Genomic DNA, 12,219 nt, shown 5'->3' with positions numbered 1-12,219 from the left:
GGCTTGATCGCCATTCGAGCGCGCTCCATGCATTCCGTTGCACTGCTGACTGCCAGCTATGCCAAGGATATCGAACGCTTTTCGCTGCTCAGCGAGAGCATCGATACCTGGCTGACGGGATACACGCGGCATTATGTTCTCGTTAACGATGAGGATGTGCCGCTGTTCGCGCGGTTCGGGTCCGACAAGCGCGTCATCGTTCCGGCCTCGCGCTATTTGCCGAAATGGTTGTTCGCGCTGCCGCCGGCGCTGCAGTTCATCAGCAGCCGCAGGGTCTGGCTGTCGCTGCTGTCCTCGCCCGTCCATGGCTGGCACATCCAGCAGATCCTCAAGATCGCCGGGGTCCTCAACGCGCCCGAACAGCGCGTCTGCATCCTGGATTCGGACAATCTGTTCTTCCGCGAATTCGACGTCGGCCAGTATGCCGGTGGCGAGAAGACGCCGCTGTTCGTCACGCCCAAGGGGATCGACGCCGGCCATCCCCTGCATGTGCTGTGGCTCCGCACCGTCGATCAGCTTCTCGGCGTCAAGCACCGCTCCTTCCCCGCGGATGACTATGTCGGCAACGCACTGGTCTGGGACAGGGACACCGCACACGCGATGACCGGCGCGATCAAGTCGGCGACGGGATTGAACTGGGCCCTGGCGCTATGCCGGAAGAAGAAGTTTTCGGAATACCTGCTTTACGGAAACTTCGTCGCGAACTCGCCGGAGCATCTGGCGAGGCACCGCATCACCCAAGGCAGCATCGCGGTATCGCATTGGGACGACACGCGCCTCGACCGCGAGGCGATCGAGGCGATGATGCGCGCCGCTTCGCCGGAGCAGGTTGCGCTCTGCATCCAGTCCTATTCGTCGACCTCGATCGACGACATCCGCGACGTGTTCCGGCTCAGCTCGCGCGACCGCCGCGGTCCGAGCCTGTCACCGGATCACATGGGGGATGCGGCCGAATTCGAAGTACCGAAGACCGCTAAGGCACCGCGTCCTTAAACGTCCTTCGTGAACTTGCTGATCACGTCCATGAACGGCTTTGGCTTGAACTCGCCGTCGAGCGGCAGCGGCCGGTTCGGCTGCTTGTCCTTGCGGGCGAAGGTGCCGTTGATCCAGCTATAGCGGTCCGAGATGCCCCAGGTCAGGATCGAGCGCACCGGGCCGCTGGCCGAGATCGCAGTCAGGAGATCGTCGACGCGCTTGGCGACGACGGCATCGCGCTCCGCGGGACTACCCGTCAGCTTCTGATCGTCGACGTCGAGCTCGGTGACGTACACGTCCAGGCCCCACGAGCGAAGCTCGGTGACGAACTCGGCGAGGCCATGCGTGTCGATCTCGAGCTCGGCATGCAGATGCGATTGCAGGCCCACCGCATGCAGCGGAACGCCCCGGTCGAGCAGATCCATGATCAGGTTGCGGTAGGCCGCGCGCTTGGCGATGAAGGAGTCCTTCGCCGATTCGATATCATATTCGTTGATCGCGAGCTTGACATATGGATCGGCCGCGGCCGCCGTGCGGAAGGCCAGCGGAATCCAGCGCTCGCCGAGATGCTGCGTCCAGAACGTGTCGCGCCGCTCGTTCGGACTGCGGGGATTGTCGGGGATCGGCTCGTTGACGACGTCCCACGACGTCAGCTTGTCCTTGTAATAGGAGACGACGGTGCCGATGTGATCGACATAGGCGCGCTCGACGCCTTTGCCGTCCTTGATCTGCCTGGTCCACTCCGGAATGTCGTGATACCAGGCGAGCGCGTGGCCACGCATGGTCAGGTCGTTCTTCTGCGCGAATTCATGGATGGCGTCGGCGCGTTCGAAGGCGAACGTATGCGCGTCCGGGCGCAGCATCGGCCATTTCAGTTCGAGCACCGGCACGACCTGGGTGCAATAGGTGCTGATGGCTTCGCCAAGCCGCGGATCAGCTTGCAGATCCCACAGCGTCGCGGCGGCGCCATAGCCCTGATGGCGCTGGGCAAGCTTCGCGGCCGGCAATGCCGACGCGGAAGCGCCCGCCGCAAGCGTCGCAGCGCTGCCGAGAAGAAATTCGCGTCTGTCGAGCCCGGTCACGCTTGGTTCTGCATCACGGCTTCGGCGATCTCGTAATAGTGAAGCGCGCCCTTCTCGAGAGTCAGATTCTCGATCACATAGTCGCGCGGCGCGAAATTGCCGGCACTCACATGCGACCAGAACTCGCTCCAGCCGGAGATGAAGCCGGCCGCATCGGTGAAGGTCATGCCGCAGCGTGCGTCGAAATAAGGCACGGAGGACACGCCGCCTTCGTACCTCACCTTGTGCGGAAAATACTTCGGATCCTGCCACGGCCCGCGGCGATCCCACGCAAAGACGGGAACGCCGCTCGACAGCGCTTGCTGGCATGCGATGCCCTGGCTCTCATGCTCGCACAGGAAGATCATGCTGCGGCAACGCGCCAGCGCCGCCTTGTAGTCGTCTTCCTTGTAATGACCGTAGCGGATCACCTCGACCGTCCGGCCGCTGGCCGAAAGATGCCTGCGGATCGGTTCGATCAGTTCGGGCTCATATCGCTCGCAGTCCCAGCGAACCTTGTCATAGAGCAGTACGTCCACGCTCTTGCGGTCGGCCGGCGTCGGCGTCCACAAATCGGTGTCGATGCCGACGGGCCAGGCGTCGACATGGGACCAGTGCGGGCGGAACATGTCGGCGTACCAGGCGCACGGCACCAGGACGCGCTTCACCTGCAGGTCCTTCAGGCGCTCCGGTGCATCGATCGGGTGGTCATACATGGCGACACCGAGCAGGAGCGGGTTCTTCCATTTGAACCAGTCGAGCACGAACGGCCGCCCGATGATGCAGGCGAGTTCCTCCGGATGCTTCCGGATGTACCGGTAGTCGTTGACGCGGTAGCGGATGCCGAGCCGGTCGAGGCCCGCGCACAGATTGAGGAGGACGCGGCGCTGTCCGCTGATGAAGGACTCGCCCACGACGAGGCGCCGCAGCAGCGGCCGGATGTGGCGGTCACCGGGAAACCAGCGGTCGTCCCGCTCTTCAAAGAAGAGGTTGAGAACCATCCTGTCGCGCCTCTGCGTGCCGAAATCCGCCGGAACGAGCGGAGCGTCAGTGCCGCCATGCAACCAGGAGGTCGGGTGCGCCCGCGCTCGTTCGGCAACGTCCATGTCAATCACGTCCACGCATCGGAGAAGTCGGGCGACCTTCTGATATCATTGCTTCTTTTCTGTGATCCCGCCGGTTCCTACAACAACAGGGCAAATTTAACGCTAACGCGCGATAACCGCCGATACCGTTCATTCGCGATCCGATTTGCAGGCTTATGCGACTATCTTGATCGATGCCGGCGGCGCAATGCGATCGCCGCAGCAAAGGCCAACTGTTTTAACGCCCCGTTAATCCTCAAGACGCCGCCGGTCCCGTGCTCGCATGCTGAACCGCCATTTCTCGATCTATCTCGTCGCCTACATCCTGCCGGCGGCGGTGGGCTTCTTCGCGGTTACCGCCTATACGCGGTTCTTGAGCCCGGCTGAATACGGCTTCTATGTCGTCGGCATCAGCCTTGCCGGCATTTTAGGCGCGATCTTCTTCGCCTGGATCAAACTGTCGGTGTCGCGCTACCAAGCCATGTCGGCCGAGGTGGATTTCCGCGGCACGGCGATGGTCGCCTTCGCGCTGACAGCCGCGGTGCTCTGCGCCACCACGCCGCTGGTGTTCCTGTTCCGCAGTGACGTCAGTGCCGACCTGTTGCTCGCCAGCATGTTCGTCGCGATCATGGCCAATGCGGTCGATGTCGGCCAGGAGTTCGAGCGCGCCAAGCTGCGGCCCTATCGCTTCGCCATGATCTCGATCGTACGCAGCATCTCGAGTGTCGGCTTCGGCCTCGCCGGCATCTGGCTGGGCTGGGGCGGCCTCGGCCTGCTCGCGGCGTTCGGCCTGGGCTCGCTTACCGGGATCATTCTCAACCTCGTCGGCGACCGCACCAGGATCGCAAGTTTCCAGCGCAGCCAGTTCATGCAGCTGGCGCGATACGGCCTGCCGCTGACGCTGGCCGGACTCTCTGTGGCGGTGTATTCGGCCTGCGACCGGCTCATCGTGGCCTATCTCCTCGGCAAGGACGCCGCCGGCATCTTTGGCGTCGCCGCCGACCTGCCGCGCCAGTTCATGGTCATGATCGCGTCCAGCGTCGCTGCCGCGACCGTGCCGCTGGTGTTCCGGTCATTGTCCGAGAAGAACAACGCGACGACGCGGGAGCGGCTGACCGAAAGTCTCGAACTGCTGCTCGTCGTCGTCGCGCCCGTCGCGGTCTGGCTTGCGCTCGCGGCCGACCAGGTCGCCGGCACGCTCGTCGGCATCGATTTCCGCGCCGGCGTGTCGGCGCTGCTGCCGACGCTCGTGCTCGCGCGTTTCTTCGGCATCGCCAACCAGTTCTACGTCCAGATCAGCTTTCAGCTCGCCGAGCGGCCCTTCATGCTGGCGGCGCAGTCCTTCCTCACACTCGTGATCAGCGTAGCGCTGATGTTCGCGCTGGTCGCCGGCTATGGCCTCTATGGTGCCGCGCTGGCGACGCTCGCGACCGAGGCGATCGGCTTCCTCGTCGCCGTCGTCCTGATGCATCGCGCCCATCCCGTGCCGTTCGATCTCAACCGCCTTGCCGGCGTTGCCGCCTCAGCCGCGGCGATGGCAGCTGCGATCCTGATCGCGCGAGCGCAAGCGGGTGGCACCGGCTTCGTCGCGCTCATCATCGTGAGTCTCGCCGGCGGTCTTGCTTATGTCGCGGCGGCCTGGCTCCTCAACGTCGCAAACATCAGGACGTTGTCGCTACGTGTCCTGCGGACCTTCAACCGGAAGGCGCTTGGCGTCTAGCAGCGCCTCTGCCGGGCGTGGCCTCGCCGCCTGAAATCAGGCCGGGTCATCGGCCCGCCGCTGAAAGCGGACATTCTGCCGCAGCGGTCCAGCTTCGGCTCAGCCCCGGCTGCAAGCCACCTTCCGCCCGCGCGAGCCGTCGTATATGAGAGATTTGCCGCCGGAGCGTGCCGAATATCGCCACAGACGGAACGTATGGCGGCTGTGATTTCTTAATCCAGAGATCGCAATCTGACATTTGACCGACACAAACGGACCGGCATTTCGACCGAGGATGGCATGGAAAACCTGATGACAACGGCGCAATCCACCGTGGCGATGCGGCGTTGGGGCCCTCCCGGCATCGTGACCCTGGCGGCGATGCTCGCATTTGCGGCCATGGCTGCGGCGATGGGCCCGGCGACCGCAGCCAAGCAGGCGCGCCAGCCCGCCGAGGCGGTGGCGCCGCGCGAGGCCGGCGAGCCGATCATGGCGATCGTGTCGATCAAGAGCCAGCAGGTCACCTTCTATGACGCCGACGGCTGGATCCTGCGTGCGCCGGTCTCGACCGGCACCACGGGCCGCGAGACTCCCGCAGGCGTCTTCGCCATCATCGAGAAGGACAAGGACCACCACTCGACCATGTACGACGATGCCTGGATGCCGAACATGCAGCGCATCACCTGGAACGGCATCGCGCTGCATGGCGGGCCGCTGCCCGGCTATGCTGCCTCGCATGGTTGCGTGCGGATGCCGTTCGGCTTCGCCGAGAATCTGTTCGACAAGACCAACATCGGAATGCGGGTGATCATCTCGCCGAACGATGCGGTCCCGGTCGATTTCACTCATCCCGCGCTGTTCGTGCCGAAGCCGGAGGCCATCGCGGCCGCCCCAGGCCGCATCGGCAAGCTCTCCGCTGAAGCGGAGGAAGCCACCCGCGCTGCCGACGAGACCAAGAAGGCCGCCACAGCAGCGGCGAAAGAGGCGCAATCGCTCCCGGCGATGCTGCGCAAGCTGGAACAGCAGAAGACCCGCGCGGATGCCGAGAATGCCTATGCCGACAAGCTGCTTGCGAATGCCAAGACCGACCAGGCCAGGGCCAAGGCCGAGGAGCTGAAGCAGAAGGCAGCCGCCAAGGCGGCTGACGCCGCGACGCAGCTCGATGCCGCCAAGGCCGCCGCGCAGCCGAAGCGCGATGCCGTCGCCGCCAACAAGGAGGCCGCGAAGGCCGCGGCGGCCAGGAAGGCCGATGCCGTGAAGGCGGCGCTGGACGCAAAGCTCGCGCTCGAGCCGGTGTCGGTCTACATCAGCCGCGCGACGCAAAAGCTCTATGTGCGGCGGAACACGCACAAGCCGGCGCCGGATGGCGGCGGCGAGGTGTTCGACACCAGCATCGAGGTTCCCGTCACGATCCGCAATCCCGACCAGCCGCTCGGCACGCACGTCTTCACGGCGATGGCCAAGAACGGCACGGGCCTGCGCTGGAGCGTGGTCACGATCGACGACGGCGACAACGCCAAGGACGCGCTCGACCGCATCGCCATTCCGCAGGAGGTGTGGGATCGCATCGGGCCGACGGCCTTGCCGCGCTCCTCGATCATCATCTCGGACGAGCCGCTGAGCGCCGAGACCAACTACCGCACCGAGTTCGTCGCGGTGCTGAGCAATCAGCCACAGGGCGGCTTCATCACGCGCAAGCCGACCGCGCCGCCGATGGCCGTTGCCAGCGACGACGGCTATGGCGGCTGGGACAATGGCGGCAACGGCTTCGGCTTCTTCTTTCAGCCGCGCGATCCGTACCCGCAACCCGTCAATCCGCGCCGTCGCGGCCAATATCAATATTATCAGCCGGCGCAGCCGATGCAGCGCAGTTTTTGGTAGGACGCGGGCTGCGCCTCAGACCAAAGCCCCTAACTACGGCCGTGCTTCGATCACGATTGCCTGGATCTTGGCTTCGACAGGGCCGGATCCGTGGCGGGTTCTGATCTCCTCGGCAACGGCATCCGTCGCAGCCTGAAGCTTGCTCGCATCCCTGGCCTCGATCTCGTTTCGGAGCGGCGTTCCCTGGCAGTACGCGAACGCCACCTGTTCAGGCGTCGGCGCGCGGCTCACCGCTGCAAGCGTTTCGATCGACATGTCGCGGAAGCCGGCTTGCTCCAGATCGGCCTTGATGACGGCCTTGTCGTGATAGCCATGCGGCGTCCGCGCCATGAAACGGGGCGGATCGTGCGGAAAGATTTTTCCGAGCACGCGCGTCGCGTCGTCGGCGAACAAATTGTCCTCGATGCGGTCCCAGACGTTGAACACGAATGTGCCGTTGCCCTTCAGGACGCGCTTCACCTCGCCGTAGGCCTTGACGCGATCCGGAAAGAACATGGCGCCGAACTGGCAGCAGACCACGTCGAACTCGGCGTCACCAAAGGGCAGCGCCATGCCGTCCGCATGGCGCCATATGATGCGATCATCATCGGCCTGGCGCTGCGCCGCGACCGCGAGCATCGGCTCATTGAGGTCGGTCGCGATGTAGCGGATGCCGCGCGGCAGTGCCGCCGCCACGGCGCGCGTCAGCGCACCGGTGCCGGCCGCGATCTCGAGCAGCACGGAAGGCGCGCGAGCTGCGACGCGTCTTGCGATGTCCTCCGCGTAAACGGAGAAGATCATCGGCACCAGATATTCATCGTAGATTTTCGGAATCGAGCCGGCGAAAACCTTGTCAGTGCTGGACATGCTTGCCTCGCTGAAGGTTCGGACGTGAAAATCACGCTAGCACAGATCGCCGCCTGCCGCGCCAGCAGCAAGCCAAATCACGCCGATCCTGCATCGCCCTGCGGGCCTCCAGCGACACCGGCTCGTAGCGGTTGCCGTTGAGCTGACAAGGCCGTCGCCAAAGCCGATCGCGGCGAGGAGCACGCGCCGCCGGCGATCGAGGAGTTCACCAGGAAATTCAGCGAGCGTTTCAAGTACCGGCCCGACCACAACTTGCGACGGTGGCCATGGATCTCGGGTGAATCCAGCGTGGGGCAATCCGACTGCGCACAATCTGCGCATCTGGCCAGGTTGACGCCGCTCGCCCTCAGCACGATATCTGCGGCAGATGCAGACCGCCGCGAAGGGGCCGGATATGAACCCGCCGACAATCGACCATGCCCCCACGCAAGCCGACGCCGTCGTCGACTGGCTCACCCACGGTACGCGCGACGAGCGCTTCATCGACAACATCTTCGCCGAGATGTGCATCCGCCTCCAGCAGGCGGGCATCCCGCTCAAGCGGTCGACGCTGCACGTCCTGATCCATCATCCGCAATGGCTGGGCGCCCGCTTCATGTGGTCCGACGGCATGCGCGAGGCGGAGCTCGCGCGGGTGGATTACGATGTGCGCGAGCGGTCCGAGTACATCGGTAGTCCCGCCAACGAGATGCAGGACGGCGCCACCGAGGTGCGCGAGAATCTCGAGCGCGATCCGTCGCTCGGCCGCAAGCACGCCCTCTATGACGAGATGCGGGCAAAGGGTCTGACCGACTATGTCGCCTGGCCGCTCTACCACACGCTCGGCAAGCGCCATCTCATCACCTTCGCGACCGACCGTGCCGGCGGCTTCGACGCCGCGCATGTCGCGGCCCTGCAGAGCGTGTTGCCGGTGCTCGCGCTGGTCAGCGAGATCCGCGTCAAGAACCGCCTGGCGCGGACGCTGCTCGAGACCTATGTCGGCTCCCATGCCGGCGAGCTGATCCTCGCCGGCGCCACGCGGCGCGGCACCGGCACCACGGTGCGCGCCGCGATCATGATCTGCGACTTGCGTGATTTCACCAAGATCTCCGACAACTGGCCGCGCGACGACGTCATCGATCTCCTCAACGATTATTTCGATGCGATGTCGGAGCCGATCGCAAAGCACGGCGGCGAGATCCTCAAATTCATCGGCGACGGCCTGCTGGCGATCTTCCCGCTGAGCCAGCCCAATGCCTGCGCCAACCTGCTGCATGCCGTGACCGAGGCCCGTCAGGCCATGGCCGCGCTGAACGCGCGCAACAGTGCGACCAGCCGCGCGCCGCTGAACTACGGCATCGGCGTCCATGTCGGCGACGTCATGTACGGCAATATCGGATCAATGAGCCGGCTCGACTTCACCGTGATCGGCCCCGCCGTCAACATGGCCTCGCGCCTGGAGGCGCTGACCAAGCAGGTGGGAAAGCCGGTGCTGCTGTCGCGCGACTTCGCCGAGCTGGTCGCGCGTGAGTTCGAGCTCGAGCACGTGGGCAAATACGAGGTGCGCGGCTTCAGCGATCCGATCGAGCTGTTTGCGTATCCCGGGTGAGGGCAGGGCCACGGTCGGTGCCGTGAGCCTGAGGCCAATTTCCTCATTGCGGGCAGCTCTGTTGCCAACGCGCGAGTGGCCAACTACGCTCCGTCTCGGGTCCGCCCACATGGTCCTTCGATCGGCCGCGCGTTCATGCCAAAATTCCTCCGCATCGGTGTCCATCAGTCGAACGTCTCGGGATACACGTCGAAGGCGTGGTGCGTCAGGCGCGTCGGCTCGAAGATTTTCCTGAAATGGGGCGCCGTGGAGGTCCAGGGCGCGGGGAGCGGTCGCAAGGTCTACTGGGCGCGTCTGCCGCAGGAGAAGACGATTCCTTGCCGCACGGCGCAGCGCGCCCGGGACTATGCCAAGGCCGCGATCGCGCGTCGCCGCAGCCATCGCTATGAGCCGCTGACAGGACCGATCGCGGACCGGCCCCGCTCCGCCGCCGCCAATGGCGAGCTCAAGCAGGTCCTCGCCACCATCCTGATCGTCGATATCGTCGGCTCCACCGCCAAAGCCGCCAAGCTCGGCGACGCGCGCTGGACCAAGGTGATGGGCCACTATTACGCCGCGGTTCGCAAAGAACTGAAGTCCTCGCGCGGCAAGGAGGTCGTGACCACCGGCGACGGCGTGCTGGCGACCTTCAAGGCGCCGGCCGCCGGCGTTGATTGCGCCACCGCGATCCAGAAGGCCGTGCGCACGCTCGGCCTCGAGATCAGGGTGGGGCTTCACCACGGCGAGTACACGATCAGCGGCGGCGAAATGGTCGGCCTCGCCTTCCACATCGGCACTCGCGTCGCCGCGAAAGCCCGTGCCGGCGAAGTCCTGGTGTCGAGCGCGGTCAAGGACCTGCTGAAGGCGCAGACCACGATCAGCTTGAGAGATCACGGCGTGCATCAGCTCAAGGGCGTGCCGGAAAGGTGGCGGTTGTATCGGCTGGTGGGGTGAAAGGTGAAAGGTGAGATTGGTTCGCCCCTGCGCTTGTGGCCCAGCTCCAAGGTTCCTGCTCGGATGGTCAATACCATGCGGCTGCCGGCGGGAACGAAGCCTTGAGACCGCGCGTTGCGCGTGGATACTTCGAGGAAAAGACGTGCCGCGCTATCATTTTGATCTGGTCGATTCGAAAACAATTGCCGACGAGGGAGGGGCCGAGTTGCCTGATGACGTCAAGGCCCTGGACGTTGCTGAAGAGATTGCGAGGCAACTCTTGAAGGAGCGTCCTGAGCTCGAAGGTCGTCGCTTTTCGATCCTGATCACCAACCAGGATGGCGAAGAGATCGGCCGGGTCCCACTGGATATCCTGCACTGAATCGCGATCCAGGATGACGCTCAAGATTGGGGTGATTTCGGACACGCATGGGCTGCTGAGGCCGGAGGCGGAGCGCTGCCTTGCCGGCGTGTCCCACATCATCCACGCCGGCGATATCGGCACTCCGGAGATCGTGGACCGCCTTGGCCGGATCGCGCCTGTGACCGCTATCAGGGGCAACGTCGATATGGGCGATTGGGCGAGGCGCTTGCCTGACACCGAAACGTTGCGCCTTGGCGGCCGCGTCCTCTACGTCTTGCACGATCTCAAGCAACTTACGGTCAACCCGACGGAGCTTGGGATCGAAGTCGTGATATCGGGCCATTCGCATCGCGTCGCAATCGAGACCGTCGGTGGCGTGCTCTACCTGAATCCAGGAAGTGCAGGGCGCAGGCGATTCAAGCTACCGATCACGCTGGCAACGCTCGATCTGGATCGAAAGGGCGCGCTCCATCCTGTTATTCATGATCTCGGAACGTGTGACAGCCACCCGCAGGCGCCGGTGGTCCCCGGAAGCAAACCGGTGAGATGCAGCAGGCGCAGTCTATCGCGTTGGCACACCGGGCGAATTGCCGAGTTGGGCCGGTGGGACGATCGAATGACGGGCGGCAAAATCGATCAAGGCGCCTCGCGCGGGACTATCCGGCTCCAGCAAGTCCCTGTGTGTGCCGAACAGGGTCACGGCGACTTCGATCTCGCCTTGCCAGTTCGTGATCGCCGACGAGATCGCGACCAAACCCGGGATGTAACGTCCGTCGACATAGGCAACACGCTCGCGCCGGATTTTCATCGTCAGTGCGCCGACACTTGCCAGGTCGGGACTGAGATCCGGCCAGCTGACGCCGGCAGAAGCGGCACGCTCGAGTTCGTTTTGCAGTCGCACGGCCAGTTGGGCGGACGGCAGATAGGACAGGAAGACACGTCCGGTCGCGGAGTCCAGCAACGGAAACGTGCTGCCAAGACCAATCGACGTGGTCGTCAGATGGGGCCCTCTCTCCAGTCTGACCACGGTTGGGCCATTGTGACTCCAGACGGCAAGCAGCGCGGCCTGTCCGGTCACCGTGGCCAATTCCTCGAGCTCTTCGGATGCGCGGATGACGAAGTTGTTCCGGCTGATGGCCGCGACACCCAGCTCTGCAGCTTCGCGGCCGAGGTCATATCGGCCGGAGCGCTCCTTCTGCACGGCAAGGCCGGCATGAATGAAGCTTGCCAGATAACGGTGGACCTTGCTGGGCGGCATGCCGGCTTCCCGTGCGATATCCGACAGCGTCGCCGGCCCCTCGAAGGACCGCAGCACCCGCAGCACCGAGAGCGCGGCATCGAGAGCCTGAATCCCGCCCGGCGCCGCCCCGCTCTCTTCGCCGACATCTTTCGCAGGCGTCCGCTTCATTTCAACAATTCCTTGAACTCGGCCGGCACGCTCGCCCCGCGAAGTCCGCCTGCATCGGTGACATGAGCCCAGGCGCGCTGCTCAAAGCCGGTGGCAACCTGCACGGTCCCCACCGAAAGCTTGTAGTCGATTCGAAACCGTCGCTCCTGCCACTCGGCGACGTCTGCGCGGATCACCAGTTCATCGTCGTATCGCGCCGGCCCCACGAACTGGGCCCCGACATTGACCAGCGGCGTGACGCCGGCAAAGCGGCGCTTGAGCTCGCGCTGGCTCAAGCCGAGCCTGCGCAGCCAGCGCTGATAGGTGCAATCGAACCAGTAGAAGTAGTTGGGATAAAAAACGATTCCGGCTTCGTCGCAATCGCCCCACTCGATCGTAAAAGCTGTCTCGAACATCCCAA

At 64.5% G+C, this 12,219-nt stretch carries 11 protein-coding genes and 1 pseudogene; 7 read left to right on the top strand and 5 right to left on the bottom strand.

The genetic code is table 11. The annotated features are described in order from the left end of the window. Positions 1–27 precede the first annotated feature (27 nt). Entirely contained in the window at positions 28–993 is a 966-nt protein-coding gene (locus JJB99_RS30320) for a DUF6492 family protein (RefSeq protein ID WP_200495893.1), read from the top strand. Here the strand turns inward: JJB99_RS30320 and JJB99_RS30315 are convergent. Together JJB99_RS30315 and JJB99_RS30310 are read right to left on the bottom strand one after the other, a co-directional pair. Next, a complete protein-coding gene (locus JJB99_RS30315) occupies positions 990–2,057 on the bottom strand; it encodes an endo-1,4-beta-xylanase (protein WP_200495892.1) in 1,068 nt (355 codons plus the stop codon). The genes JJB99_RS30320 and JJB99_RS30315 overlap by 4 nt on opposite strands. Beyond that, positions 2,054–3,142 (bottom strand): glycosyltransferase, encoded by a 1,089-nt coding sequence (locus JJB99_RS30310; protein WP_200495891.1) that lies wholly within the window; start codon positions 3,140–3,142, stop codon positions 2,054–2,056. Before JJB99_RS30310 ends, JJB99_RS30315 begins: the two co-directional genes overlap by 4 nt. Before the next feature lie 262 nt (positions 3,143–3,404). Between JJB99_RS30310 and JJB99_RS30305 the strand changes: the two genes are divergently transcribed. Together JJB99_RS30305 and JJB99_RS30300 are read left to right on the top strand one after the other, a co-directional pair. After that, positions 3,405–4,841 (top strand): lipopolysaccharide biosynthesis protein, encoded by a 1,437-nt coding sequence (locus JJB99_RS30305; RefSeq protein WP_200495890.1) that lies wholly within the window; start codon positions 3,405–3,407, stop codon positions 4,839–4,841. A gap of 279 nt (positions 4,842–5,120) precedes the next feature. After that, positions 5,121–6,701 (top strand): L,D-transpeptidase, encoded by a 1,581-nt coding sequence (locus JJB99_RS30300; protein WP_200495889.1) that lies wholly within the window; start codon positions 5,121–5,123, stop codon positions 6,699–6,701. A 33-nt stretch (positions 6,702–6,734) separates the two neighbouring features. On the opposite strand, the gene JJB99_RS30295 is transcribed toward JJB99_RS30300, so the two are convergent. After that, positions 6,735–7,547, bottom strand: a complete 813-nt coding sequence (locus JJB99_RS30295) for a class I SAM-dependent methyltransferase (RefSeq protein ID WP_200495888.1) — start codon at positions 7,545–7,547, stop codon at positions 6,735–6,737. Positions 7,548–7,941: 394 nt separating this feature from the next. Between JJB99_RS30295 and JJB99_RS30290 the strand changes: the two genes are divergently transcribed. The 4 genes and pseudogenes from JJB99_RS30290 to JJB99_RS30275 form a co-directional block, all read left to right on the top strand. Beyond that, positions 7,942–9,135 carry an adenylate/guanylate cyclase domain-containing protein gene (locus JJB99_RS30290; protein WP_200495887.1) on the top strand — a complete coding sequence of 398 codons (1,194 nt, stop codon included), beginning with the start codon at positions 7,942–7,944 and terminating at the stop codon, positions 9,133–9,135. Positions 9,136–9,270: 135 nt separating this feature from the next. Then, positions 9,271–10,068 carry an adenylate/guanylate cyclase domain-containing protein gene (locus JJB99_RS30285; RefSeq protein ID WP_200495886.1) on the top strand — a complete coding sequence of 266 codons (798 nt, stop codon included), beginning with the start codon at positions 9,271–9,273 and terminating at the stop codon, positions 10,066–10,068. Positions 10,069–10,210: 142 nt separating this feature from the next. Continuing rightward, positions 10,211–10,429 (top strand): DUF6894 family protein, encoded by a 219-nt coding sequence (locus JJB99_RS30280; RefSeq protein WP_200495885.1) that lies wholly within the window; start codon positions 10,211–10,213, stop codon positions 10,427–10,429. A 13-nt stretch (positions 10,430–10,442) separates the two neighbouring features. Then, a pseudogene (locus JJB99_RS30275) lies at positions 10,443–10,904 on the top strand (metallophosphoesterase family protein); the annotation flags it as partial. A gap of 69 nt (positions 10,905–10,973) precedes the next feature. Here JJB99_RS30275 and JJB99_RS30270 read toward each other — a convergent pair. Beyond that, the gene (locus JJB99_RS30270; protein WP_200495884.1) at positions 10,974–11,819 is read right to left on the bottom strand and encodes an IclR family transcriptional regulator; all 846 of its coding nucleotides are present in this window, start codon (positions 11,817–11,819) and stop codon (positions 10,974–10,976) included. Further along, positions 11,816–12,214 (bottom strand): acyl-CoA thioesterase, encoded by a 399-nt coding sequence (locus JJB99_RS30265; RefSeq protein WP_200495883.1) that lies wholly within the window; start codon positions 12,212–12,214, stop codon positions 11,816–11,818. The genes JJB99_RS30270 and JJB99_RS30265 overlap by 4 nt, the downstream gene beginning before the upstream one ends. Positions 12,215–12,219 lie beyond the last annotated feature (5 nt).

This window comes from Bradyrhizobium diazoefficiens, assembly GCF_016616235.1.
Classification (GTDB): domain Bacteria; phylum Pseudomonadota; class Alphaproteobacteria; order Rhizobiales; family Xanthobacteraceae; genus Bradyrhizobium; species Bradyrhizobium diazoefficiens_H.
This window is presented reverse-complemented; position numbering and strand designations above follow the sequence as displayed.

Bases quoted from the DNA above. Each gene is read 5' to 3' on its own strand.
- JJB99_RS30320 (WP_200495893.1), top strand. From the start codon at position 28: ATGCATTCCGTTGCACTGCTGACTGCCAGCTATGCCAAGGATATCGAA.
- JJB99_RS30295 (WP_200495888.1), bottom strand. From the start codon at position 7,547: ATGTCCAGCACTGACAAGGTTTTCGCCGGCTCGATTCCGAAAATCTAC.
- JJB99_RS30305 (WP_200495890.1), top strand. From the start codon at position 3,405: ATGCTGAACCGCCATTTCTCGATCTATCTCGTCGCCTACATCCTGCCG.
- JJB99_RS30290 (WP_200495887.1), top strand. From the start codon at position 7,942: ATGAACCCGCCGACAATCGACCATGCCCCCACGCAAGCCGACGCCGTC.
- JJB99_RS30310 (WP_200495891.1), bottom strand. From the start codon at position 3,142: ATGGACGTTGCCGAACGAGCGCGGGCGCACCCGACCTCCTGGTTGCAT.
- JJB99_RS30300 (WP_200495889.1), top strand. From the start codon at position 5,121: ATGGAAAACCTGATGACAACGGCGCAATCCACCGTGGCGATGCGGCGT.
- JJB99_RS30270 (WP_200495884.1), bottom strand. From the start codon at position 11,819: ATGAAGCGGACGCCTGCGAAAGATGTCGGCGAAGAGAGCGGGGCGGCG.
- JJB99_RS30285 (WP_200495886.1), top strand. From the start codon at position 9,271: ATGCCAAAATTCCTCCGCATCGGTGTCCATCAGTCGAACGTCTCGGGA.
- JJB99_RS30265 (WP_200495883.1), bottom strand. From the start codon at position 12,214: ATGTTCGAGACAGCTTTTACGATCGAGTGGGGCGATTGCGACGAAGCC.